Genomic DNA, 23,466 nt, shown 5'->3' with positions numbered 1-23,466 from the left:
CTAATTGGCGGCTATTACCTTTTCTACAACGACTCTTGCAAGTTCATAATCTCTTATCTCCGGATGAATCATTAAAGCCTTTATCATCCCATAAGTATCCTTACTTATTATAGCCTTCTGTGCCCTTTCTTCATATTCGTTTATCAAGCTTATAAGAGGACTTACCTCATCTGAAACATTGCCCATATGTATTGGATGTACACCATTCTTATCCACATGGCAGTAGGCTTCCACCACGGCCTCATCGGGCAGAAAGTCAAGTAAACCATCATTTACTACATTTAAAAAGAAGTAACCCGGCTTTATACCTTTTAATGCGGCCATAAGACCTACCATTACCTCATACCATGGTGTAGCTCTGCGCCTGTAATATTCCTCTATCCCGATATAATCTTTCTTTTTTAGGCACGTGATAATCTCTTCCTCCACGCCTGCAAGCTCTGCACCTCTCGGTTTACCGGCCTGGCCCTTTAAAACCTCATGGGGATGATAGTATAACCTCAGGGTTGGAAGTGGTATGACACCAAGACTTCTGATAAAATCAGGGTTTATACCAAGCTCTAGTTCTTCCACATTTTTCAAAACCTCAGAGGTCATGTCAGCACCGTTAATAATTATCCTGTCAAAAAATCCAAGATGATTTAACCCGTAGTAGCTCACAAACATATCCTCTGTACTGCACCCCATCACCCCAGCAATCTTTCTCATGGTCACCACAGGCATATCACATACCGCTACCATTTTTATTTTAGCAGCATCTCTCGATGCCCTCATAACCATACCGGCCGGATTTGTAAGGTCAATGAGGTATGCATCCGGCGCATATTCTGCTATTTCCCGGGAAATTTCGACGGCAATCGGCAGTGTCCTCACTGCATCTGAAAATCCTCCCACACCGTATGTTTCATCCCCTATAAGGCCGAGTTCCCTGGGAAAACTCTCATCGAATGCCCTGGCCTTCATACCCCCTGTCCTTATCTGGGATATGATAAAATCTGCATTCTTTATAGACTCTATCCTATCTGTGTTTGTGGATACCTGAATTTTTACAGCGGAATCTTTAACAAGCTCCCTGCAGTATTCAGCCACCAGTTCCAGCTTTTCTTTTGTTCTGCCGTTTAAAATCACCTCATCGACTGGCAGGTTATACCTTATTATCTCTTTAATCAGGTTGGGCGTATACACGCCGCTGCCACCTATTACAGCTATCTTCATATGAATATCCCCTTTCGCATGACGTTAAATTAAATCGGCTTACCAAAAACCTCTAAAGCTATTATAGCATGCTATCATGATTTAGGTATAACCTGTATATTATCCACCTTATAAAAAGAATAACATGATGGCACTGTACTGCAAAGGCTAAAGTATAAATATGAGTGTTATGAACCTGAGATATGCGTAAATGATGGCCCAAAAGCTACATAGAAATCTTCCCCATTACAACAGGATGGTCTGCACCAGTAGCTTTGACAGCATTGTTGCAGTTACCGTTTATAGCCTCATTTGCAAGTACAGCAAAGGCAACAGCCTCTTTGGCATCGCTATTAAAGCCTATATCCTCCTGCGTTAAGACTTCCACTCCATCCAAATACCCTCGTATCATGTTTACAAGGGTTTCATTGTAGCTGCCACCCCCTCCTATTATGACCCTGTCTAAGCCATATTGATTCATTATAAAGTCTCTATAGCTCAAAGCTATTGATTTTGCTGTGAGTGCGGTAACAGTCGCTGCAAGATCATATCCCCATACATTGAGTTCTGATGCCCTCTTTATTACCTTATCAACATACTGCGAGCCAAAGTACTCCCTGCCTGTTGTCTTGGGAGGTGTCTTCTTAAAATAATCATCGTCAAGGAGCTCTTCGAGTAGAACCTGGTCAACCTTGCCTTTCCCCGCAAGGGCTCCGTTTTCATCAAACCTCATCCGGCCATCTGTAAGTCTTTTCACAATCTCATCGATTACCATGTTACCCGGTCCATTGTCGAAGGCAATGATATCATCCAGTTCACAACCAGCAGGCAGCACCGTGACGTTTGCTATACCCCCTATGTTCTGCAGAGCTATTGTCTTGTCCTCTTCTCGATACATTATATACTCAGTATAGGGTACCAGAGGTGCTCCCTGACCTCCAGCAGCCACATCCCTTACCCTGAAATCAGCTACTGTTACAATACCTGTCCGCTCAGCAATGACAGCCGGTTCACCAATCTGAAGTGTAGACCTTACCATGTATCCGCTATCCTCGATAGGTGAAGGTATGTGATAAATAGTCTGTCCATGGGAGCCTATCAAATCTATCTTATCTGGTGTTAGTCCCGCTTTCTTTATAACACCAAGCGCAGCATTTGCAAACAGCTCTCCAAGGATAAAATTCATATGGCAAATTTTATCCACAGTACCCGTTTCCGGGCTGAAGAGCTTAAATATCTTTTCCCTCATTTCATCGCTGTATGGATAGTTTTCAAACTCCAAAAGGTCAACCTCTGTATCTGTGCCTTTACCTTTAATCCTTACCAACGCCGCATCTATACCGTCTACCGATGTGCCTGACATTAAACCAACAACAAGCCTCTCTTCTTTATTATATATTTCAATAAGTCTATCCATTTATTACACCTCTCATTTATACATAAATATATTATTCCAATGTAAGAACCTGATAGAGAATGATAGTGAGCATCAAATGCAACCTTAAAGCGAGTCGATGATACTCTTAAATCAATAAATACTATATAAAAAAGGCTCATTATGAGAGCCTCTCTACAAATTGTGGTAGATAATCCCTATTTTCTTTTAGTATGTCCTCCAGTATCATCCTGGCCTTTTTAGCCGACTTTACCAGGGGGTGTATGGCAAGGGCCTGAAGCGCCCTGTCGTAGTCTCCATATACACCTGCCTCTATAGTTAACTCCTCATAGGCCTTCACCACTTGTATCAGTCCCCTTATCTCCTGCGGGATATGGCCTATGTTTATGGGATGCGCACCCTGTGAGTCTATCACACAGTTTGTCTCTATTACCACATTGTCCGGAAGGTCAGATATTGCACCATTGTTCAATGTGTTCACAGGCTGTATGTCCTTCTTATCCGTATATATGGATTCAATCAACATGCAGGCGGCTTCGGAATAGTGAGCCCCACCTCTCTTTGATAGCTCCTCAGGTTTTACGTCAAGGTTTGTGTCTTTGTATTTTTCAAAGAGATCTTTTTCTATCTTCTTTACTACCTCTGCCCTCGTGCCTTCTCCTTCTGCTGCTTCTAACTCCTCTTTGAGCATCTCATCGGTATTGTAGTAATACCTGTGATACGGACACGGTATCATCTTCAGAGATTTTAAGAACTCTTTTTCATACGGAAACTCTGAAAGGTCTCTATTCGCAATCCCTTCTATAAGCATTTCTGTTATATCCTTACCATCTAAGTACACCCTTCTCCCCCATACAAGGTGGTTAAGCCCAACGTACTCTATATATATCCTATCTGCTTCCACTCCCAGTACATCAGCTATACCGTACCTCATGGTTATGGGGACATTGCAAAGACCTATGCATTTTACCTTTGTGTGCTTTAGTACAGTCTCTGTGATTATACCCGAGGGGTTTGTAAAGTTAATAAGCCAGGCATCGGGTGAGAGCTCTTCAATATCCCTGCATATATCCAGTATAACGGGGATAGTCCTCAGGGCTTTTGCAAATCCCCCTGCCCCTGTGGTCTCCTGTCCTATACATCCATATTTTAAAGGTATCCTTTCATCCCTCGCCCTGGCATCTAACAGGCCCACCCTGAACTGGGTCGTGACAAAGTCCGCACCCTCTATAGCTTCTCTTCTGTTTAAAGTTGGGTGTATTTTTATATTCACTCCGGCTCTTTTTACCATCCTTTCGGCCAGGCCGGCTACTATCTCCAGCTTTTCCTTTCCTTCTTCTATATCAACAAGGTATATGTCACTTACAGGCAGGGTTGATATCCTGTTTATAAAACCCTCTATGAGCTCTGGGGTATAGCTTGACCCACCACCTATAGTAGCTATTTTAAGACCATCACTCACTCAATCATCCCCTTTGCTGTTTATTTTATATAGATCAATCATTTCACTGATTAAATCCTTAGCCAATATGGCGGCCATTAGGTGGTCCTCAGCATGGGCAAGTAATAAGGTAACGTTCATCCCCTCACCATTGGCCTCTCTGGATATGAGCTTATTCTGTATCTCATGTGCCTTTAGTATCTCCTCAGCGGCCTCACTTAAAAGTGATGAAGCTGAATTGAAATCTCCTTTTTTGGCAGCTTCCAGTGCTGCAAAGGCTTTTGCCCTTGCGTTTCCAGCGCATACTATTACGTTAAATATTATCTGTTCATCACTCATGTTTTCACCTATTCCTTCTTTGCAGTGTTTAGCGCCAGATCTAAAGCCTTGGCTCCATCCACAAGGCCGTACACCTGCGGTGGTATCACTGCATAGGGTCTTCCGTGTCTTGCCGCCACCTCTTTTACCCATTTTTCCTTGTACTGCACCTGAGGCCCTAACAGAACCACATCGTATTTATCTATAATTTTATCAAGATTATCAACTGAATCTGCCTCTACTTTAAGGCCATTGATACCCCTTTTTTGTCCCTCTTTTGCCATCTTATTGACCAGCAGGCTGGTCGACATGCCACCTGAACATACCAGCAGAATATTCATAAGCCATACCTCCTGAAAATTTATTTCAAAAATTCATAGGACACCAGCTCTACATTGTTATCAGCCAGTATATCCTTAAATTCCTCTGATAGCAATACCCTAAGCTCATTTTCCCTGAATTTATTGTAGCTGCTTATGCTCTCAAGGTCGCTATCATTATATCCCGGATGGAGCATTATCTCCATTACGCCATCCCAGCTACCGCCAACAATCTCCTTCATGGTATCCATGGTGGCATTTTCACCATAAAATCTCAATGTAAAATGGTCCGTTGTCTTCACTTGCCTCTCCTTCAGTATGTCCTTTATCCTATCATCGGGATGCCGCATTGGGATTTTATAGCCTCTGCATATATCAATAAAGATCTCCAATATCTCCTCATGGAGCTGGATATGGTGATGTCCATCTATATGGGTAGGTTTTAATCCCGCATCCAAAAACTTTTCCACCTGGGCACGGAGTTCCTTCTCTATATCTTCCCTTGTTGCGTGAGCCATCATTTCGGGTCTTCTATGATAAAACATGCCATTACCATCCACAAGACTGGGGACCTCATGTGGCGGTAAAACTGGCTTTCCGCAGGTAAGGTTTAAATGTATCCCCACACAACCTATATTGTTGTCTTTAACCCATTTTATTGCTCCCCCTGCCAGCGGCATGTTTACCATAAGGGTTGTGCTGGAAATTGTACCGTAATTTATCCCCTCTATTATTGCCCTATTTACACCCACGGTAAGTCCAAAATCATCAGCATTGGTAATCAGATATTTCAATGTCAAGCATCTCCCTGTTATACTTCTTCTTGTACGTCGCTTTCTTCCTCTGCGAGCATCTGCCTCTCATAGGCCTTAAAAAATGGATAATATATTATACCCGTAATTATAATATTGATCAGGCAAAGGACTATTGCCCTCCAGTCTCCTCCTGTAGTAAGATAGGCACCTATCGGCGCAGGAAGGGTCCATGGAGCAAGTATATATGGCCTTGCCACCAGGTTAAAATACATGGCAAGATAAGATATTATACCAGTAACAATGGGCCCTACTATAAATGGTATTGCCAGGATAGGATTTAGCATAATTGGTGCACCAAATATTACCGGTTCATTTATATTACATATCCCCGGAAGTATAGCTACCCTGCCAAGATTTCTAAGATACTTTGATTTAGAAAACAGCATCAAAATCACAAGACTAAGGGTTGCGCCAGAACCTCCTATCCATACGAACCACTGGAAAAAAGGCTCTGGGGCTATATGCGGCAGTATGGCAGCTCCCGCCGCTGCAGCCTGGGTATTGGCATCCAGAAGCGTCATCCATATTGGCCTGGCCATGGTACCCACAACCGATACCCCGTGGATACCGGCAGACCAGAGCAATGTGATGAGTAAGATTGGCACAAGTACACCTATCAGTGTATCTCCTGCCGTTACAAGGGGACTGAAGACTGTCATTATAAACTTTTGTATGTCAAAGCCAAGCATCACTCTTACTACCCAGACCACAATCATAATGACTGCAGCAGGGATTAAGGCCTCAAAAGACCTGGCCACTGATTCAGGCACACCCTCCGGCATGGTTATCTTTATATTTTTTTGATATAGGAACCTCTGTACCTCTACAGCAAAGAAAGCCATGAGGATTGCTACAAACAGGCCGGCACCGCCAAGATTGCCCATAGGAAGAGTCCAGCCTAAATCTTTAATGTTCTGAGGAATGTTTGTCATTATAAATGCGGCAAGGGATAATAGACCTCCGGATACAGGGTCTATATCATAGGATTTTGCCAGGCTATAGCCAATGCCATAGGTGGCATATAATGCCATAAGTCCTACACTGAGCCTGAACGGTATAAGTATCTGGCCTGCATAGGGTGCCACAGCATCAGCCCACGACTTTACAGGCGGTGATGCTATTATAAGGAAAAAACTCCCTACGATTATTAGTGGCAGAGTACCGACTATGCCATCTCTTATTGCCCTCAGGTGTCTCTGATTTGCCAGGGCAGCCATAGGCGGCATAAACTTTTCCTCTACCCATTTTAAAATGGATTCCATCATTTGCTTTCTCCTCCTTCAATTAATCTCTCGTGGAAATATGAAGCAAAAATCATGCCAATCATTTATATATGCAACCTATGGCCTATCTATATTATAAATGTTTTCTATCTTTTACAGGAAATAGCCTGTAGTGTTTTGTAAATCAAACACTTAAGTCTACAAAGAAAACACTATCTTGGCTACTGCCCAAGCCTCTTCATCCGGTATTGTAATGTTATAAATCTCTTCTATAGGTCTCATCAGATTTTTTATCACCTCTATTTCCCTCCGATGTATTTCGGCATTTCCCCTGTCATACTCTTTATATACCAAATTCCCATCTGACTTTATGATTTTTTCAATTGAACATGCCATGTGCAGGGCCAGGCCGACAAGCCTGTTCATCGGTATATCTGCTCTATATACCGTTTCTGCTTCTTTTACAAACCTCTTAAACTCCTTAATAAAAACATCCACATATGGTATATCGACGTTCTCTTGAATAACTTCTCCTAACGTATCCATTATATTGACCGAACCAGAATACTTATCAATGATGTCCTGCAGCTTCAGGATCGTTTTATCTGTAAAAATCTTGTCAACGGTAATAACAGGCCACTCTGTTTCAGAAAACTCGAAACTGGATATAATTGCTAAGATATCAAAGCTTTTCGCAAGAGTCTCAATCCTCTTTGATATAAGGGACGGTTCAAATTCTATTGGCATCACATTAACAAAGTCTGGTATTTTGAGATTGTCTTCAATATACTTTTTTATCACCACCGCCGTACCCTCTCCTGTGGTACAGCAGCAGAGTATAAGACCATTATGTTTTACAGGTACTGGATTCCTCCTTAACCTGCCTATAAATGGACTGAACATGAAGACTGAATCATAGACCTCATCCATGCTGTAACCTCTTAATGCCTTTTCAGCGGCTTCCAGCACCATTGGGGTAGATACCATGTCTATCGCTCTGACTCTTATACCGGTCTTTTGTGCTATGGAATCTGCAAAATAGCAGAGCGAACCCATATCCACCATAAGTATCGTACCCATACCTTTATCTTCTCTCCTTACTATTTCAGTAAGTTCATAAAGGGCATCCTCTGGCTTCTGGTCCAGCGCCATATCATAGCCCACCACTATGTCACTCAAAAGCAACCTATTTACCACCTCCGCTATGGAGGATGCTGCAGAGTTTCCATGCATAGCCACCACAATTGATACCCTGGAATCCCCATCATTATCATTTATAAAGAACTTCGTTATATAGCCTATCTCATCTTCCGGTAATAATAATGTTGTATACTTCCCCAGATAATCTCTTATCTTACATGCCACACTGTACTGATGGGGGTATTTCACCTTTATTTCGTTTAGTTTGACGTTTTTTATAGGAAGCCCCTTCTCAAGTCTGTTTATGGTAGAACTTACATGAATAGCAAGTCCGTAAAGGATCCCGGCCCCGAATCGCCTGTCCAATGCCCGTGATGCATAGTCCAAAAAGTCTTTTATACATTCTATCAGTTCCTTGTCAACAACGTTGTATAGATTTTTAAGCTGTGCACTGTCCTGTTCAGTACGGTACCTCTCAAAATACTCGTCAATCATCCTACCTATAGTCTCCTCTACCTCTTCATCACCAGCTCCACGTTTTTTAAGTTCGGCTCTTTTTCTCTCAATCAGTTCATAAAAGTCATCAACGCCTCTTTCAGCCGAATATACATTATCTGAATTTGCTCCAAATATGACCATATCACTATAGCCCAATAATAAGGCCTTCATCTCATTTTTCCTTCTACCACTGTCCCTAAAGCCCTGCCTCACTTTTTCTGTAAGGTCCATGGTATGCACCTCAATATATCCTGTCTCCTTTCCCAGGTTTTCTAAAAAAGCCTTGGCACATGCTATCTGGATATCATTTCTTAATTCTCCTACATTGCCTGTGCAGTTATAGAGCAGTAGTGCCCTTATGGAATCCAGCGTGACACCTATAGGTTTTTTTATTCTCAAAGATTCCTCATTAAAAAACCTGCTTATAAGATCAAATCTTTCTTTAAGCGGTCTATCATTTAGAGGTGGCATGCTTATAACCATAGGTATACGCCTTAAAAACGTCCTTAAAAGCGATGAATCTATTGACTCAGTTGTAGCACATATAAAGAGTACATCCGCCTTATTTACCTTACTCTCACCCATTGGTCTATATTCTCCATAATCTATTATGGAAAACAGCATTTCCTGACCCTCTGGTGGTAACCTGTGTACCTCGTCCAAGAAAAGTATGCCGCCGTTAGCCTCTTCTACAAGGCCAGGCCTGTCTCTATCAGCCCCTGTATACGCCCCCTTCTTAACGCCAAACAGGATTGATAGCAGGATCTGGGGATTATTTGCATAATCAGCACAATTAAACTTTACAAAGGGGATATCTTTTCCGCCCCTTATCTGGACAGCAAACCTATACATATACTCAGCAAGCAAAGATTTTCCAACACCGCTTGGCCCCGAAATAAGGGTGTGCAGCCCAAGAGGAGGATATGCTATGGCAGCTTTTGCCTGATCAACGGCTTTTTTCAAAGACCCATCGTAGCCTATTAGACCTGAAAATATATTCCCGGATTCAGACCCTTTACCGGCAACCCTATATCTAACAGGCCTCCCATTGACCTTTTCTAAGAATCCTTCCTCTACAAGCCTGTTAAGGTCAAAGCTCACATTGCTCCTCTCAAGGTGCAGCCTTTTAGCCAGCGTCATCGCATCGATTCCCGTTATGGTTCCACTATTTCCCTGTTCTTTGCATATATTGACTACTTCTTGATAGATCCTATCCTTCCTCATGGAAACTACCATTCCTTTCACAGTGTTTAAGGACATATCTTTATCTATAATTATAACCCAAAACCCAATCCTATCCCTATATCTTTCCATGACCTACATGGAAAATCATCTGCATAAAAATCCCTCCATAAAATTAATGCTAAACCAACGTGAGAATTATTTCTCACATTACTTTAGCATTAATTTTATCACAGGATTATTTAGTCTGAGAATTTTTGATAGTTTTGGACTAATTTAATTTGAGAAATAACAGTCTTTCAAAGTGATAATAAGTCAAGCACATATTTTAATTGGAGCCCGAAATGATGCGCTATATGGCTTATATTGCTCAAAAATATGGGATTTTAGAAATAGAAAATCATACATGGTTTTTAAGTGATATAATGATATATAATTAATAAGGAATGAATAAAGTAAATTCACCCCAGTTATCTTCCTAACTGGGTTATTATATTTATGCGTTCCTGCATAGAGAATGGTAGAAAAAAGTTACAATTTTCAGACGTTATTTAGTGATATAATTATGCTAGATAAAAATTAAGTCAATTTATCTAAAAGGAGGTGATAATAATGTTCTTTTTATTGCCGAAAGTACAGGCACGATTATTTTCCTGGCTTTTTTATGCCTGCATTTTCCATTCTTTATACAGGCTTCTGGAATATATATGGGCCAACCTTAAAAAATAGGGTAGGCCGTTATGATCTATCCTTAATGCCCAGATGATCTTTTAGAGCGGTTTGAAGTACCTGAGAGAAGTTTATATTTGCTTTTTCGGCTTTTGCATTTAACCAACTTGGTATGGTAAGGGTTTTTTTAACGGCTCGATTGTCATTTTCTTTGCGGTAGAAATCAGTATCTACGTCAATTAGATTAACAAAGCTGTTGGCATCATGCACAACATCTTTTATATCACTTGCTGGCGGAATTGGTTCTGATTTATCTTCGGCATCGCAGAGCCACATAGATATAGCATCACGTGCCATATCTATAGCGTCTGCTAAGCTATCACCATAAGTGAAGCAACCTGGTAAGTCTGGGACCTTTACGCTATAACCGTTATCTTCGGGTGTGAAAATTACTGGATAAACATACTTCATAATAATCCTCCCTTTACGATTTTATATAATGCCTTAAAAAGAAGGCCTATTTAAGCCCTGCAGCTTTCAGGATATTATGTAGTGTACCTGCTGGGATATCTTTTTTATGGCGGGGGATAGGGATTTTAATTCCTGGTTTATCTGGGTGAGTTGCAAGGTGATGTTTCTTACCCTCTGTTATAACCCAGCCGTTTTGATTTAGCAGTTTTAGAAGTTCTTTTTCTGTCAATTTCCCCCACCTCTTGGCTATATTATAGTACGTATTTATACGTATGTCAATAAGCTATAAAGGAATATCTTTATAATGGATATGGCTTGAATGTAGTAGACTGCATCCAGGACAACCTTGCCCATGTAGCAAAATGGACAAACGTAGTCCGAATAAACCTCAATTTTCATTTATCATTCGCCTCCTACTTTGTTATAGCACTATGGAAGAAATAAATGCAGAAGCAAACCACCGCAGGCATATATGATTCCATGACATCATGGACATTTATTTATTATGGAATGTATAAATACAGATAGATACCCTGGTATTACGAGAGTTTTCACCTTGCATTAGTTCATACTAAAATACAGGGACTACAAGTACCCGGAACCGACGGACATATGCCCTCGTCCTGACTGTAAGAGCAGGGCAAGATTAAAAAAACATGGCTTTTATTACCGGTACCACTTCTCCTCTATCATGAAGGAAAAGAGGTTGGAGAAGCTTATCAGGTAAACCTATATGACAATGCAAAAATACCTTTAAGACACCATGGAAACCGAAAAGGTTCAAGTAAAGACAATATTTATGACGGAAGTACACCCATAGACAGTATGGATGGTTCTAAAGACCAATCAATATCCTTTAATGATATTATCGATTGAGGTGATAAAATTATGTTTACACAGTTTTAATGGAGATAGCAGGCACAGCAGACGACATATTTACAAAGTCGGCATATGAAGCAGTATACTCTGCTACCAAGGGTATACCCAGATTAATAAATAACCTGGTAACTGCCTCACTCATCTATGCATATTCCAAAAAACAAAAAGAGATAGATGAAGAAGCAATATACCAGGCACAAAATGAAATCAACATATACGAGTAGTAACCCCCTACTGTATAAACATGAATATGCAAAAATGGATGATTATGTAAATAGAAAGGTGCCAACAAATACTTGACACAAATCCTATGACATCAGTTAATTGAAGTTAATCTTTTACTATGCTATAATGACCTTAACAGCCCATATTGGGAGGGTTTTATAATGCGTATTTATCTTGATAATTGTTGTTTTAATAGGCCATTTGATGATCAAACTCAAATGAAAATAAAGTTGGAATCAGAAGCTAAATTATATATCCAAGATGCAATACATAATGGACTTTTTGAATTAGTATGGTCATACATTCTGGATTATGAAAACGCTATGAATCCTTTTGAAGAACGGAAAATAACTATCAGTTCATGGAAAAATATAGCTAATTTTGATTGTGATGAAAACGATGAAATTATATTGATTGCTGAAAATCTCGAAGGCAAAGGAATAAAAGCAAAGGATGCATTACATCTGGCTTGTGCCATTTACACAAGATGCAAATACTTTTTAACAACCGATATTAAACTATTAAAGAGAAATTTAGACTCTATTAATATTGTAAATCCAGTGGAATTTGTTAGAAGATGGGAGGATGATGAACTATGAAGAATGATACTTTACTCCGATCCGAAGGTATGGATATACTTATAAAGTATCTTGGAAAAGTTAACGCAGAAAGATTCATCACTTTAATAATGAGAGAACCTTTTGATTACACTAAATGGCAGACTGAACTATGGAAAGATAAGGGCGTCAAAGAACTTAGCAAAGAAGCAATGGAATACCGCAAATCTCAATCATAAAAAGTAAAATCAATTTATGTAGTAGAGAGGGCCTGGTTTATCAAATTAAACCAGGCCCTCTCTATCAAAATTTTATCCTATCCCTATATCTCTCCATGAGTTTTCTATTATGCTCATCTGCCCCATCAATATTGCCGCTTATGAATATTGGCGGCTCATATCCATTCTCATGCATTATCTCTACTGCCCTGGCAAAGACAGCATTCAGTATAGTTGCCCCAATTACTGTGGAAGAAGGTGCAAAGGGTTCAGGAATGCCATCCAGCTTGAGTACGGCATCCCCAGGTACTCCATGGTTATCTATGACTATATCTCCAAACTCATACAAATGTTTTCCGCTGGAGTGCCTCGAGGGCTGCGATTTTGAATATTCCATAGATGTTATCACTATAACTCTTGCCTCTTTTCCCTTTGCATATATGGCCATCTCTATGGGTACCGGATTTCTCCCTGAGTTTGATATGACTATAACTATATCACCCTTTCTTATGTCTTGATATTTTGCAAGGATGGTACCATATCCCTCAAATCTCTCAAGGTCTGAGCTTTTGGCTGCTCCCTCATGGAGCATAAGGCCGGTGTCCAGTATAGGATGTACTGGTACTAATCCACCTGCCCTGTAGTACATCTCCTCTCCCAGTATATGCGAATGGCCACATCCAAATATGTGGACAATGCCACCATCCATTATACACCGGGCTATCGCAGATGAAGAGAGCTCTAAATTATTTAACTCAAGAGTTTTTATTTTGTCAATAATTTCTCCAATTTTATTTATATAGTCATTGCTTAGCACTCTCATCTCTCCTTGTTATATTTTCTATTATAGTTATCATGTTATTTATCACTGAATTTATAATCTGCTCTCCTTTTTGGCGTGTAGCGGCTTTTGCATCTCCAAATACTCCAAAACTTGATACCTCGTCCCAATATATTGGTGTTTCATCAAAGCCCGGTGGATATTCTGGATACTCCGTAACCGCCTTGTTCATATCTACCTTAGTATCATCAATATAAAGCATCATTGATGTCTCAATCTCGCAGGCATGTATTATAGATGGGTGGCTCTTAGGTGACTGACAAACGTTTTTAGCTATTTCATTTATTCCAGGATAAGTAAAATATATTACCCTGAATCCTATCTCATCATATATTTCTCTGGCTGCCTCCTTAACTGCTGTCATATTACCTATATGTGAGTTAACTATTATTAAATACTGTACTCCCTGAAATTTTACTCCTCTTGCTATATCTTTTATTATAGCTTTAAGAGTATCTGTCGATAGCGAGAGACTACCGGGAAATCTCTTGAGAGACCATACCTGGCCGTAATTAATAGTAGGAAGCAAAATTCCTTTTATTTTTTCTGACAACAGCCGGGCTACACCTTCTGCCAGAAAATTATCAGTACCAAGTTTCATATGTGGGCCATGCTGTTCCAAGGCCCCCAGGGGTAATATAGCGTATTTTTTATTTGTTAGTTGTTCATATTCCTGCCACGAAAGTTCCTGCCATTCATTCATAAGTGTCACACCCTGAAGCTGAAAAATTCACGTGGATTGTTTATAAGCAGATCCTCAATTATTTCTTTACCATTTAACCCCTGGGAATTCGCCTCTTCTATGAATCTTGGCACCCATTTGGTTAGTATAAAGGTTAGGCCAGGCCCACCACCATATTCAATATAATATGACTTCCTTGCCATATCCCCAGAAATCATTATTTTCTTTTGATAGCCTTTCTTGCAGAGTTCTATAATAGAATTTATTCTTACACTTTCTGGATAATACTTTACTTTTCCAAGACCATCAAATATAAGGTAAGCACCTGTTTCTGCTATTTTGAGGTAATACCACATATCAGGATTTCTATCCATATGGCCAAAGGCCACATGAGTCAGGTCAATCCCCTCTTGCCTTAATATTTCTATTTGTTCTAACGCCATAGTCCCTATTTCCGTATGAGCATACATAGGTGCTTTTGTATAATTTTGGGCCTTTGCAGCGGCTCTTATTACCTTTTCTTCTGTTGGTGTAATTGTATTATAGCTTGTACCAATTTTAATCTGCCCACACTTTATTCCAGTATCTTTATAGCCCTCCATGACTTCTTTTATCATTAGTTCAACCATCTCTTCCATAGGCATCTCATGTACCCATTTTTCATAATAGAGTCCTTTATTAAAACCTGTTGTACAAACAATATTAATGTCAACGTTATCTGCTATTTCTTTTAATTTTAAAACATCTCTCCCATAGTCGATTGCAGTTCCTTCTATAATGGAATTGCCGCCAGCATCTATGAACATCTTTATTTCATTAACAATCTTCGCTGTATCATCTACAACCAGATCTTCATCTTTGCCACTGACCCAATAGGGTGGTTTAGAATATAAATGCTCATGTGAATATGTTATTCCCAATTTTGATGGGTCGATATCACCTTTTATAGTCCTTACAAACCTCATTTTACATACCTCCTAAAATGTCTCAAGCCCGTTAAAACGGGCTTGAGGTTTATATCCCGGCAAATAGTTTTGCTACTGATGACAAGATAAAGCCAAAAATAAACATGTCAGAGTCTGCCGCCCACAAAACCGTATCAGGTACAGTATGGGCTAATGCACCTACCATCCACCACTGTCCTAAAGCAACAACAGTCGATGTTATTATACCACCTGCTATAGCTCCTCTCACTCCACCGGTAATATTGCCAAAAACACCGGCAGTCGCTGCATGGAAGAATATTACTATCATTGTTGGTACAAAGGCATGTGCTCCTGAGGTACCTAATACAACCAGCCATAGCAGAGCTGTTACAAAAGCCGATAAGAAGCCTATGATTGTAGCAGTTGGCGCATATGGAAATACTACTGGACAATCCAAAGCTGGAACTGCATTTGGTGCTATTTTTGTAGCAATACCCTTGAACGCCGGTACAAGTTCACCTATAAATAACCTCACTCCATATAAGATAACCGCTATACCTGCCGCGAACTGAAAGCCCTGCAAAAACCCATATATTATAAAGTTCTGTGAGCCTGCCTTAGAAGCTAACTGTTGTATTGCAGGATTTGTTCCAAAATCTGGCCTCAAATAAATGATAGTCGCACCTACTGCATAAAGTAAACCCATCACTATTGTTATAATCACGTTGGAATCCTTTAGAAAGTCTAATCCCTTTGGCAATTTTATCTTTTCTGTGCTTTGCTCTGGATTGCCAATATATTTTCCAACTATCGCAGCCAGAAAAGATACAGAAGATGAAGTATGCCCCAACGCGATCTGGTCGTTGCCGGTTATTTTTTTCATGAACTTTTGAGTATATGCAGGCTGTAGTGTCCAATACACACCCATTAATAAACTCCCAATTATCAATAAGGCGGTTTTTGAAATTCCTGGGATGGCTTCTACTAAAATTGCTGTGGTTATCAGTGTTACCCAGAACATCATATGGCCTGTAAGATAAATATATTTAAATTTCGTGAACCTGGCCAATAATACATTCAGCAAAAAACCAAATGTCATTACTAATGCCACTATGCTCCCGTATTCTGCAAGAAAATCTGGCGTCCCCTGTAAAACAGGTGGTGACTCTATACCAAATATGGTATTCCACATTGGCTCAAATATGCCCAACGCTCCTGTAAGAACCCCCGAACCCGCACTAATTATTAAAAATCCCAAAATGGTCTTCAAAGTGCCACTTACCACCACAGATGCTGGCTTATTTTGAAGTAAGAGTCCAACCAAGGCAACCAAACCTATTAAGAATGCAGGCTGTCCAAATATGTTGTCAGCCAACCACTGAGCTGTTGAAATTAAGGTATTCACATTCTATTCCCCCTTATTTAAATATTAAAGTATTCTTTTAACTTTTCTTTAATCTCATTTTTATCAAAGTAATTGTTGATAATAATTTTTTGCGCCGGGTTTCGTTCCAGCAAGGGTGCTAACTGGGGTGATGTAAGTATTAATTCTGCATTCTCAGACGCCGCATAGCTGACATCCATATGATCCACTTCAGCCTGTATTTTTAATTCATTTAACACCTCCTCTACATTCATTCTTAACAATAGACTTGTACCCTGGCCCAACCCGCATACTGTTAATATCTTCATTTAGTCTCCTCCTTCTACGACGAATATTTTATGATATAATCTATGACTCTTTCTTTATTTATATCCTTAATGAGCACACTTTGAACATCTTCACTGCTCAAAAACTTTACCAGTTGTGATAGTGCCTTTATATGGCTGTTATTGTCTACTGCGCATAGGCACACCACAATCTTTACAGGGTCATTTTGTCGATGTCCGAAATTTACCGGAGTCCTTAGTGTTATAAGGCTCATCCCCACCTCCTTTACTCCATCTTCAGGCCTGGCGTGAGGCATAGCTATGCCGGGTGCTATAACGATGTATGGCCCGAGCTGCTTTGCCGTCTTTATCATAGCGTCAATATATCTTGCTTCTATCTTACCTGCTTCAAGTAAAAGCTTCCCACCTTCCCTTATTGCCTCCTCCCAGTTATCCACTTCTACATTTAGTTTGATTGTTTTCTCCGTTAAAAGGTCATTTAACACTGGTTGTCTTACCTCCCTCGAAATCAAATGTGGTATTTTTGGTGCGATGATCCTGCTTAATTCTTCTTTTAACCCCGCTTCGTCTGTTACTATGGCGTATCGTTTTATTGCCTTTATAACTTGCTCGAGCTTATCGCCATTGATTGGTTCAGGTTTTATATAAATCTCCCTTAAAATTCTTTTTATACTGTCTATATCCTCTTCTGCAAGCATAGGTGATACTCTTACATACGGCAGTGTTGTGTCTTTTAAATTTATTGTTGAGATAATAATGTCCGCATCTGTCTTTAGTTCTTTTAGCCCATGATAGGATGTGATATCTTCAATAATTATATTTTCAAACTCATTCATTACCCTGGTAGCCAGCAGCCTGGCCGTACCAAGCCCCGTACTGCAAACCAGTACGGCTCTAATGGACCTTTTGGACCTCATTCTTTCTAATGCTGCTCCAAAATGAAATGATATATAGCCAATCTCATCTTCATTAATCCTCTTACCTGCATAATTTTCCACTATCTTTACTGCTTTTTCCACTGCTTTGAACAGCTTTGGGTAGTTGGCTTTAACGTCATCCAGCAGTGGGTTCTTCACGGGAAGGTCATTTTTTATCCTGTAGAGTGTGGGTGTGAGATGTTCCTTTAATCCTTTAAAGAGAATATCATCATGTTCCAGATCTACCTTCAGCTCTTCTTCTACCTTTTTTATGAGTTCTGAGGTCATAAACTCCACGTCAAGCCAGTTTTCCTTTTCTATATCTACTGCCGTGGTAGACTTACTGCCCAGGAGATGGAGTGTAATATATCCCATTTCCTCTATCGGGACTTCTATACCATAGTGGCTCTCTATACAGCTGGCTATCTGAGAAGCAACTGCAAATTCCTTGGTAACCTGAAGCTGTTTTATTTCTTCATGTGGCATCATTATGTTCCTTCCCAGCTTTATTCTCTTTACCGCAATTGCAAGATGCAGTATGAGTCCTGAAAAGTCCATATCGGAGAGTCTGTATCCCAGTTCTCTTTCTGCCTCCCTTAAGACCTCTGATAAAAATTTAGTGTCTTCCTCAGAGATGAAATCAGACATCTCTTTCCCGGCACCAGGCCCAAAGTTCCATCCTTCCAGATATTCTAAAATCTTTGCAGTGTCCACTTCATCGGTAAGGAGTTCTATTGCTGCCCTCCTTATGTCCTTTTCCTTGCCAATTACTTTAAGACCATTTTTTGTAGGCTTAATATTTATATTAAACCTTTTAAACCAATCCCTTACATTCTTAAGGTCATTTATTACTGTGTTCCTGCTGACATAGAGCTTTTCTGCCAGTTCATCTATCTTAATTTCATCCCTAGCCTTTAAGATAAGGGCCTTAAGTATGTCTTCCCTCTCCAGGCGGCCAGGCCCATATTCATAATAGTTAATCGAGGATAGGGCGTCTGCAATAGATTTCTTTTCTCTAAGATAGACCCCTGTATTGGGTTTTCTCTCAACGGGTGAAATGTTATTCTCCTTCAGCCAGTCATCTATCCTGTCTAAATCATATCTTATTGTCCTGGTACTGACCTTAAAGACTTCAGCCAGTTTAGAGGTCGTAGCCGGCTTGTCTGTTTCAAGGAGATAATTTAATATGTCAATGCAACGGGTATCCAGCTGCATCCGCTTCCCTCCTCTTTATTTTTATTCTATACTATATATTCTATCTCTTTAAGTCCAAACCTTTTCCTCATAAATGTGGCAAAATAAAAAAGAAGGCTAAAGCGCCTTCCTAATAAATCCGTCTGCTTTTTTGAGTTCTTCTTCTGCCTGCTCCCTCGATATGCCCTTTAAGATCATCAATATGGCGGTCTTGGAGTGATATCCTGATCCCTCTAATGCCTCTTCAACAATTTCATCTGGAGCACCTGTGGCCAGCTTTACTATCCTCCTGGCCCTGGCTAAGAGCTTTTCATTACTGGCCTTCATGTCCACCATGAGGTTTGTGTACACCTTGCCAAGCCTTATCATAGAGGCAGTGGAGAGCATATTTAAGACCAACTTCTGTGCTGTACCCGCCTTCATCCGTGTAGAGCCCATAATGACCTCGGGCCCAACCTCGGGGGCTATCATGACGTCCACAATCTTTTCCAGTTCACTGTCTTTATTGCAGGCTATGCCTACGGTTCTGCAGCCTGTGCTTCTGGCGTAATCAACGGCACCGAGGACATATGGCGTCCTACCACTGGCAGCAATACCAACAGTCACGTCTATGTCTTTAAGCCCCTTTTCTGATAGGTCCCTTTTCCCTTGTTCCCTGTCGTCCTCTGCCCCCTCCGTAGATGAATAGAGAGCCTTAATGCCCCCCGCTATCACTCCCTGGAAGAGTTCAGGACTTACACCATATGTTGGCGGACACTCTGAGGCGTCAAGCACACCCAGCCTGCCGCTGGTACCTGCACCTACATAAAATATCCTCCCGCCTTTTTTGATGGATTCCACTATTATATCGACGGCTTTTGCTATAGATGGCAGTTCCTGCTCTACAGCTAAGGCCACCTTTTTGTCCTCATCATTGATCTTTCTTAAAATGCCCATGGTATCTAGTGTGTCTATGTCCATTGTATCTGGATTTCTGCCTTCCGTGGTTAACCTGTCCAGGTCCATAATACCAGTCCCTTCTTATTTTAAAATTGTAGTCATTGCTATGTTGTTTATATATCCTCTCAAGGGAATGAGCTTTTGGTTTTCTCTTGTGGGATGTACCCTGTTAGTCAAAAGGACAAAGCCTAGGCCATACTGTCTGTCTATGAGTATGGATGTTCCTGTAAAACCTGTGTGATAAAGTACATTATCTGATACAAGGTCTCCCATGGAGTGGCCAGGTGTCTTTAGCTCCCATCCCAGACCACGCCTCTCATTCAGGCCCTCGGTATAGCATCTGCCCATCGCATCAATAGCCGCTCTGCCAAGTATCCTCTTCCCTTTATAGTATCCGTCATTTAATATCATTTCAACAAATCTCATCAGGTCGGGGACAGTAGAAAAGAGTCCTGCATGGCCGCTTGCGCCTCCCATTATATATGCGTTGCCGTCATGTACTTCCCCTACAATCATACCCCTATCCTCACTATATTCCGTGGCAGCGCATCTCTTTTTTAATTCCTCTGGAGGGTTATAACACGTATCAAACATCCCCATGGGTTCAAAGACATACATATTGGCAAATTTATATATCGGCTCTGCCACTTTTTCTACAACAAGGCCCAGAAGCATAAACCCCAGGTCGGAGTATAAGACCTTCTCCCCCGGCTTATATTCAAGCTCCACATCATATAGCCTGTCTATGACCTCCTCATAATTTCTGCACATACGGTAAAACTTTATCTCAGCAGGCAGGCCTGATGTATGGGTCAGAAGCTGAAATATTGTAGTATCTTCGTATCTATATCCCGGTAAAATGCTTTTAATCCTGTCATATAACCCGATTTCTCCATTCTCTATTAAAATCATGATAGAGGTGGTGGTAGCTATAACCTTAGTAAGGGAGGCCAGGTCAAATACACTGTCCCCCCTCATTTCCCTTTTTATTGGTTCTACCTGTGCATTCCCCATGAATCCAGAATAGGACTCATCCACAGACACTATGCCAAAACAGGCACCAGGAAAAGCCCCCTCAGCCATGCATTTTGCAAGGAAATCCCTGAGATAATTGACTCTGTCTGCATTCAGCATTATATCAAGCCCCTTATGAGATCCATAAAATTATTTGCCGGTTCATCTGGAATCATCCTTGCTGTCATCTTTATGCCCATTGAATCAAGTTTTTTAAATATCTCTACATCTTCTTTAGTGACATTGACAGATTTCTTTACCTGTGTAGCTCCCTCTTTGTGGGCCATATTGCCCACATTTATCTCAGGCAGATTTACTCCAGCCTCAATAAGCCTCAGGCAGTCCCTCGGATTTTTAAATATCATAAAAACCCTGTCAGCATCATACTTACCTGCCTTTATCCTTTCTGCTGCGTCTGCTACGGTAAGGACAGAGAGTTTTATCCCGGGAGGTGTTGCCATCTTCAAAACGCTCTTTTGGATTTCATCTTTTGAAGCCTCGTCATTTACTACCATTATCCGGGTGACACCCAGTGAATTGCTCCACACGGTAGCCACCTGGCCGTGTATAAGTCTCTCATCAATTCTAACATGAATTATTGCCATAAATTAACCTCCAAGTTTTATCCTAATATCTTCAGATTATATAATACCACACCCAGTACCAAAAGGAATATAATAAGTTTTGTAGAGTTAAAACCTTTACGGCCTAAAAGCCAGTATGACAGCAATACTATCGCCATTGGCACCATAGATGGCATAATGTTGTTTAGCATATCCTGGACTTTTAGCTCTACCTCACCGCTTTTGAACACCAGCGGGACATTGGCCTTTACAACCGCCGGGGCCAGGCCACCTATAACCGTAAGCCCCAGTATGGCAGCACCTTCTGTGAGCTGTTTCAATTGGTTGGCAAATCCTACAGCTATCCTTCTGCCCTGTTCATAACCTATTACCGTAAACTCATACCTTACCCACCATATGGCTATGGCCGGTATAACAGGAATTAGAGCACCTATTACATTCCCCTGCAGTGCCATATAGGATGCCACACTGAATACAATTGTTCTGTATATAGCAACAAATACAGTATCTCCTATACCTGCAAATGGTCCCATAAGACCTGTCTTAATACCGCTTATTGTGTCCTCATTGGCCAGGCCGTATTCCTCTTCTATAGCTATATCGGCACCCACAATAAGGTGAGCCATGGCAGGGGTTGTATTAAAGAACTGCAGATGCAGTTTCAAAGCTTTTGTCATCTCTTCCTTGCTCTTATAAAGTTTTTTCAGTATTGGCATTATAGCGAAGCAGTACCCAAGGCCCTGCATCTTTTCGTAGTTCCATCCCATCTGAAGCCCCAGTATTGTCCTCCAGAATACAGAAAGCAGGTCTCTTTTTGTAACCTTTTTCTCCACCTTTGCATCAGTCATCGATATCTCCTCCTTCTGTCTGAGGCTTTAATTCATTCTTTAAGAACAGGTAGGCAGCCGCAACCGCAAATCCAATCAATGCTATACCTATCAGACTTACCTTTAAATATGCTGCCAGTACGAAGCCGATAATCATAAAGGGATAAAACTTCTTTAGAGGTAGATACCTCATCAGTATTGCAACACCCATGGCAGGGAGGATACCACCTGCAACCTTAAGGCCACCCATGAGCCACTGTGGCAGATATGCTGTGATAGCCTTGACAACTTCACTTCCGAAATACAGCCCCAAAAACACAGGAATGGCACGGCTAAGGCCCCATGGTATTATTCCCATAAGGTTCATTCTGGCCACTCCATCTGCATTTCCATCTTCAGCATACCTGTCAGCCCTATGCTGGAAATATGTGTTGGATAGCCTGGCCAGTATATCCAGCTGCGTGAGTAAAAGCCCTATAGGTAAGGCAATCCCTATAGCAAACTCCACATCCTGCCCTGATATTATCGCAAATGCAGTCCCTATAACTGCTGCCGACATAAAGTCCGGTACTGTAGCGCCTCCATATGTGGCCACACCCAGCACCATTAACTGTAGCGTAGCACCCACTGTAAGGCCCATTGGAATGTTACCCATTATAAGTCCTGTAACAAAACCGGCCATCAAAGGATTACCCAGTGAAATCTGAAGGCTTAAAGCATCAAGCTGTGCAACGAAGGCATATACCGTCAAAAATAGTATTTGCCAGAATGCAATTTCCATAAATTCCCCTCCTTTTAATTTTTCATAATGCCTGCAATTTCTTTAAAGACATCTTTGATACCGCTTTTGCCCACCTCTACAAGGTGATCTTTAAGCTCTTCGGCATCATCGATATAAGAGGTGGCAAACTCCAGAACCATTCCCAGATTAAACCCGCTTATGAGTTTTACTTTCTCATTCTTGAAGAGTTCTGTAGTCGCCACATTGGATGGTGTCCCGCCAATAAGGTCCACCATTACTATTATATTGCTATAACCCTTTACCTCATCCATCACCTCCTTTATCTTTTTCTTTAGGCCCTCAGCTCCATCCTTTGCATCCATTGATACTGCGTATGCACTATCGATATTGCCGACAATCATCTCCGCACTTTTCAGTGTTTCCTCAGCCATCCTGCCATGGCTTATTAAAATTAATGCCGTTTTCTTCAAAAGCTGCACCTCCTGACTTAGAAAATATAAAGGCCTTTTGTGAGGGCACCAGACTATGTAGCAAAAATCATGCCAGGTTTGGTTTCCCTCACAAAAGGCCTATTTACAGGGTC

26 protein-coding genes are annotated in these 23,466 nt (G+C 40.9%); 3 read left to right on the top strand and 23 right to left on the bottom strand.

Annotation, left to right across the window (positions count from 1 at the left end; all coding sequences use genetic code 11):
- From FWJ32_RS03220 to FWJ32_RS13820, 11 genes are all read right to left on the bottom strand, one after another.
- Entirely contained in the window at window positions 1-1,215 is a 1,215-nt protein-coding gene (locus tag FWJ32_RS03220) for a family 4 glycosyl hydrolase (RefSeq protein ID WP_149544533.1), read from the bottom strand.
- A gap of 205 nt (window positions 1,216-1,420) precedes the next feature.
- Window positions 1,421-2,611 (bottom strand): anhydro-N-acetylmuramic acid kinase, encoded by a 1,191-nt coding sequence (locus FWJ32_RS03215; RefSeq protein WP_149544532.1) that lies wholly within the window; start codon window positions 2,609-2,611, stop codon window positions 1,421-1,423.
- 139 nt (window positions 2,612-2,750) lie between these two features.
- A complete protein-coding gene (locus FWJ32_RS03210; RefSeq protein WP_149544531.1) occupies window positions 2,751-4,052 on the bottom strand; it encodes a 6-phospho-beta-glucosidase in 1,302 nt (433 codons plus the stop codon).
- Complete coding sequence (locus tag FWJ32_RS03205) at window positions 4,053-4,370, bottom strand: PTS sugar transporter subunit IIA (protein WP_149544530.1); 318 nt, start codon at window positions 4,368-4,370, stop codon at window positions 4,053-4,055.
- A gap of 8 nt (window positions 4,371-4,378) precedes the next feature.
- Window positions 4,379-4,690, bottom strand: coding sequence for a PTS sugar transporter subunit IIB (locus FWJ32_RS03200; protein WP_149544529.1), 312 nt, complete (start codon window positions 4,688-4,690; stop codon window positions 4,379-4,381).
- A 20-nt stretch (window positions 4,691-4,710) separates the two neighbouring features.
- Complete coding sequence (locus FWJ32_RS03195; RefSeq protein ID WP_149544528.1) at window positions 4,711-5,463, bottom strand: carbohydrate deacetylase; 753 nt, start codon at window positions 5,461-5,463, stop codon at window positions 4,711-4,713.
- Window positions 5,464-5,480: 17 nt separating this feature from the next.
- Window positions 5,481-6,749: a PTS sugar transporter subunit IIC gene (locus FWJ32_RS03190; RefSeq protein ID WP_238988773.1), complete on the bottom strand. Its 1,269-nt coding sequence runs from the start codon at window positions 6,747-6,749 to the stop codon at window positions 5,481-5,483.
- 156 nt (window positions 6,750-6,905) lie between these two features.
- The gene (locus FWJ32_RS03185) at window positions 6,906-9,659 is read right to left on the bottom strand and encodes a sigma-54-dependent transcriptional regulator (RefSeq protein ID WP_149544527.1); all 2,754 of its coding nucleotides are present in this window, start codon (window positions 9,657-9,659) and stop codon (window positions 6,906-6,908) included.
- 606 nt (window positions 9,660-10,265) lie between these two features.
- Window positions 10,266-10,667: a type II toxin-antitoxin system HicB family antitoxin gene (locus FWJ32_RS03180; protein ID WP_149544526.1), complete on the bottom strand. Its 402-nt coding sequence runs from the start codon at window positions 10,665-10,667 to the stop codon at window positions 10,266-10,268.
- Window positions 10,668-10,713: 46 nt separating this feature from the next.
- Window positions 10,714-10,896 (bottom strand): type II toxin-antitoxin system HicA family toxin, encoded by a 183-nt coding sequence (locus tag FWJ32_RS03175; RefSeq protein ID WP_149544525.1) that lies wholly within the window; start codon window positions 10,894-10,896, stop codon window positions 10,714-10,716.
- A gap of 35 nt (window positions 10,897-10,931) precedes the next feature.
- Window positions 10,932-11,066: a DsbA family protein gene (locus FWJ32_RS13820; RefSeq protein WP_149544524.1), complete on the bottom strand. Its 135-nt coding sequence runs from the start codon at window positions 11,064-11,066 to the stop codon at window positions 10,932-10,934.
- A 506-nt stretch (window positions 11,067-11,572) separates the two neighbouring features.
- On the opposite strand from FWJ32_RS13820, the gene FWJ32_RS03165 reads away from it, so the two are divergent.
- The 3 genes from FWJ32_RS03165 (at window position 11,573) to FWJ32_RS03155 (ending at window position 12,567) form a co-directional block, all read left to right on the top strand.
- The gene (locus FWJ32_RS03165) at window positions 11,573-11,770 is read left to right on the top strand and encodes an AAA family ATPase (protein ID WP_149544523.1); all 198 of its coding nucleotides are present in this window, start codon (window positions 11,573-11,575) and stop codon (window positions 11,768-11,770) included.
- Between the two features lie 162 nt (window positions 11,771-11,932).
- A complete protein-coding gene (locus FWJ32_RS03160) occupies window positions 11,933-12,370 on the top strand; it encodes a PIN domain-containing protein (protein ID WP_149544522.1) in 438 nt (145 codons plus the stop codon).
- Window positions 12,367-12,567 carry a hypothetical protein gene (locus FWJ32_RS03155; protein ID WP_149544521.1) on the top strand — a complete coding sequence of 67 codons (201 nt, stop codon included), beginning with the start codon at window positions 12,367-12,369 and terminating at the stop codon, window positions 12,565-12,567. The genes FWJ32_RS03160 and FWJ32_RS03155 overlap by 4 nt, the downstream gene beginning before the upstream one ends.
- 64 nt (window positions 12,568-12,631) lie before the next feature.
- Here the strand turns inward: FWJ32_RS03155 and FWJ32_RS03150 are convergent, their stop codons facing one another.
- The 12 genes from FWJ32_RS03150 to FWJ32_RS03095 all read right to left on the bottom strand — a co-directional run bounded on the left by FWJ32_RS03150 (window position 12,632) and on the right by FWJ32_RS03095 (window position 23,353).
- On the bottom strand, window positions 12,632-13,363 hold the full coding sequence (locus FWJ32_RS03150; protein ID WP_238988772.1) for an SIS domain-containing protein: 732 nt from the start codon (window positions 13,361-13,363) through the stop codon (window positions 12,632-12,634).
- Window positions 13,350-14,090 carry a creatininase family protein gene (locus tag FWJ32_RS03145; RefSeq protein WP_149544519.1) on the bottom strand — a complete coding sequence of 247 codons (741 nt, stop codon included), beginning with the start codon at window positions 14,088-14,090 and terminating at the stop codon, window positions 13,350-13,352. Before FWJ32_RS03145 ends, FWJ32_RS03150 begins: the two co-directional genes overlap by 14 nt.
- A 5-nt stretch (window positions 14,091-14,095) precedes the next feature.
- Entirely contained in the window at window positions 14,096-15,034 is a 939-nt protein-coding gene (locus FWJ32_RS03140; protein ID WP_149544518.1) for a phosphotriesterase family protein, read from the bottom strand.
- Window positions 15,035-15,083: 49 nt separating this feature from the next.
- Window positions 15,084-16,400 (bottom strand): PTS ascorbate transporter subunit IIC, encoded by a 1,317-nt coding sequence (locus tag FWJ32_RS03135; RefSeq protein ID WP_238988771.1) that lies wholly within the window; start codon window positions 16,398-16,400, stop codon window positions 15,084-15,086.
- 17 nt (window positions 16,401-16,417) lie between these two features.
- Window positions 16,418-16,687 carry a PTS sugar transporter subunit IIB gene (locus FWJ32_RS03130; RefSeq protein ID WP_149544517.1) on the bottom strand — a complete coding sequence of 90 codons (270 nt, stop codon included), beginning with the start codon at window positions 16,685-16,687 and terminating at the stop codon, window positions 16,418-16,420.
- A 14-nt stretch (window positions 16,688-16,701) separates the two neighbouring features.
- Window positions 16,702-18,798 (bottom strand): BglG family transcription antiterminator, encoded by a 2,097-nt coding sequence (locus FWJ32_RS03125; protein ID WP_149544516.1) that lies wholly within the window; start codon window positions 18,796-18,798, stop codon window positions 16,702-16,704.
- Window positions 18,799-18,894: 96 nt separating this feature from the next.
- Window positions 18,895-19,782: an N-acetylmuramic acid 6-phosphate etherase gene (gene murQ, locus FWJ32_RS03120; RefSeq protein WP_149544515.1), complete on the bottom strand. Its 888-nt coding sequence runs from the start codon at window positions 19,780-19,782 to the stop codon at window positions 18,895-18,897.
- A gap of 15 nt (window positions 19,783-19,797) precedes the next feature.
- Complete coding sequence (locus tag FWJ32_RS03115) at window positions 19,798-20,850, bottom strand: serine hydrolase domain-containing protein (protein WP_149544514.1); 1,053 nt, start codon at window positions 20,848-20,850, stop codon at window positions 19,798-19,800.
- Window positions 20,850-21,335, bottom strand: a complete 486-nt coding sequence (locus tag FWJ32_RS03110; RefSeq protein WP_149544513.1) for a PTS sugar transporter subunit IIB — start codon at window positions 21,333-21,335, stop codon at window positions 20,850-20,852. Before FWJ32_RS03110 ends, FWJ32_RS03115 begins: the two co-directional genes overlap by 1 nt.
- A gap of 17 nt (window positions 21,336-21,352) precedes the next feature.
- Complete coding sequence (locus FWJ32_RS03105) at window positions 21,353-22,162, bottom strand: PTS system mannose/fructose/sorbose family transporter subunit IID (RefSeq protein ID WP_149544512.1); 810 nt, start codon at window positions 22,160-22,162, stop codon at window positions 21,353-21,355.
- Window positions 22,155-22,922, bottom strand: a complete 768-nt coding sequence (locus FWJ32_RS03100; protein ID WP_149544511.1) for a PTS mannose/fructose/sorbose/N-acetylgalactosamine transporter subunit IIC — start codon at window positions 22,920-22,922, stop codon at window positions 22,155-22,157. The genes FWJ32_RS03105 and FWJ32_RS03100 overlap by 8 nt, the downstream gene beginning before the upstream one ends.
- A 14-nt stretch (window positions 22,923-22,936) precedes the next feature.
- Window positions 22,937-23,353 carry a PTS sugar transporter subunit IIA gene (locus tag FWJ32_RS03095; RefSeq protein ID WP_149544510.1) on the bottom strand — a complete coding sequence of 139 codons (417 nt, stop codon included), beginning with the start codon at window positions 23,351-23,353 and terminating at the stop codon, window positions 22,937-22,939.
- Between the last annotated feature and the right edge of the window lie 113 nt (window positions 23,354-23,466).

It is taken from the genome of Calorimonas adulescens, from assembly GCF_008274215.1.
Classification (GTDB): domain Bacteria; phylum Bacillota; class Thermoanaerobacteria; order Thermoanaerobacterales; family UBA4877; genus Calorimonas; species Calorimonas adulescens.
This window is presented reverse-complemented; position numbering and strand designations above follow the sequence as displayed.

Excerpts from the sequence above, each read along its gene's own strand:
- FWJ32_RS03155 (WP_149544521.1), top strand. The coding sequence starts at position 12,367 with ATGAAGAATGATACTTTACTCCGATCCGAAGGTATGGATATACTTATA.
- FWJ32_RS03110 (WP_149544513.1), bottom strand. The coding sequence starts at position 21,335 with ATGGCAATAATTCATGTTAGAATTGATGAGAGACTTATACACGGCCAG.
- murQ (WP_149544515.1), bottom strand. The coding sequence starts at position 19,782 with ATGGACCTGGACAGGTTAACCACGGAAGGCAGAAATCCAGATACAATG.
- FWJ32_RS13820 (WP_149544524.1), bottom strand. The coding sequence starts at position 11,066 with ATGAAAATTGAGGTTTATTCGGACTACGTTTGTCCATTTTGCTACATG.
- FWJ32_RS03140 (WP_149544518.1), bottom strand. The coding sequence starts at position 15,034 with ATGAGGTTTGTAAGGACTATAAAAGGTGATATCGACCCATCAAAATTG.
- FWJ32_RS03160 (WP_149544522.1), top strand. The coding sequence starts at position 11,933 with ATGCGTATTTATCTTGATAATTGTTGTTTTAATAGGCCATTTGATGAT.
- FWJ32_RS03165 (WP_149544523.1), top strand. The coding sequence starts at position 11,573 with ATGGAGATAGCAGGCACAGCAGACGACATATTTACAAAGTCGGCATAT.
- FWJ32_RS03185 (WP_149544527.1), bottom strand. The coding sequence starts at position 9,659 with ATGGAAAGATATAGGGATAGGATTGGGTTTTGGGTTATAATTATAGAT.
- FWJ32_RS03105 (WP_149544512.1), bottom strand. The coding sequence starts at position 22,162 with ATGACTGATGCAAAGGTGGAGAAAAAGGTTACAAAAAGAGACCTGCTT.
- FWJ32_RS03145 (WP_149544519.1), bottom strand. The coding sequence starts at position 14,090 with ATGAATGAATGGCAGGAACTTTCGTGGCAGGAATATGAACAACTAACA.
- FWJ32_RS03115 (WP_149544514.1), bottom strand. The coding sequence starts at position 20,850 with ATGCTGAATGCAGACAGAGTCAATTATCTCAGGGATTTCCTTGCAAAA.
- FWJ32_RS03205 (WP_149544530.1), bottom strand. The coding sequence starts at position 4,370 with ATGAGTGATGAACAGATAATATTTAACGTAATAGTATGCGCTGGAAAC.
- FWJ32_RS03220 (WP_149544533.1), bottom strand. The coding sequence starts at position 1,215 with ATGAAGATAGCTGTAATAGGTGGCAGCGGCGTGTATACGCCCAACCTG.
- FWJ32_RS03180 (WP_149544526.1), bottom strand. The coding sequence starts at position 10,667 with ATGAAGTATGTTTATCCAGTAATTTTCACACCCGAAGATAACGGTTAT.
- FWJ32_RS03130 (WP_149544517.1), bottom strand. The coding sequence starts at position 16,687 with ATGAAGATATTAACAGTATGCGGGTTGGGCCAGGGTACAAGTCTATTG.
- FWJ32_RS03200 (WP_149544529.1), bottom strand. The coding sequence starts at position 4,690 with ATGAATATTCTGCTGGTATGTTCAGGTGGCATGTCGACCAGCCTGCTG.
- FWJ32_RS03215 (WP_149544532.1), bottom strand. The coding sequence starts at position 2,611 with ATGGATAGACTTATTGAAATATATAATAAAGAAGAGAGGCTTGTTGTT.
- FWJ32_RS03125 (WP_149544516.1), bottom strand. The coding sequence starts at position 18,798 with ATGCAGCTGGATACCCGTTGCATTGACATATTAAATTATCTCCTTGAA.
- FWJ32_RS03190 (WP_238988773.1), bottom strand. The coding sequence starts at position 6,749 with ATGATGGAATCCATTTTAAAATGGGTAGAGGAAAAGTTTATGCCGCCT.
- FWJ32_RS03100 (WP_149544511.1), bottom strand. The coding sequence starts at position 22,922 with ATGGAAATTGCATTCTGGCAAATACTATTTTTGACGGTATATGCCTTC.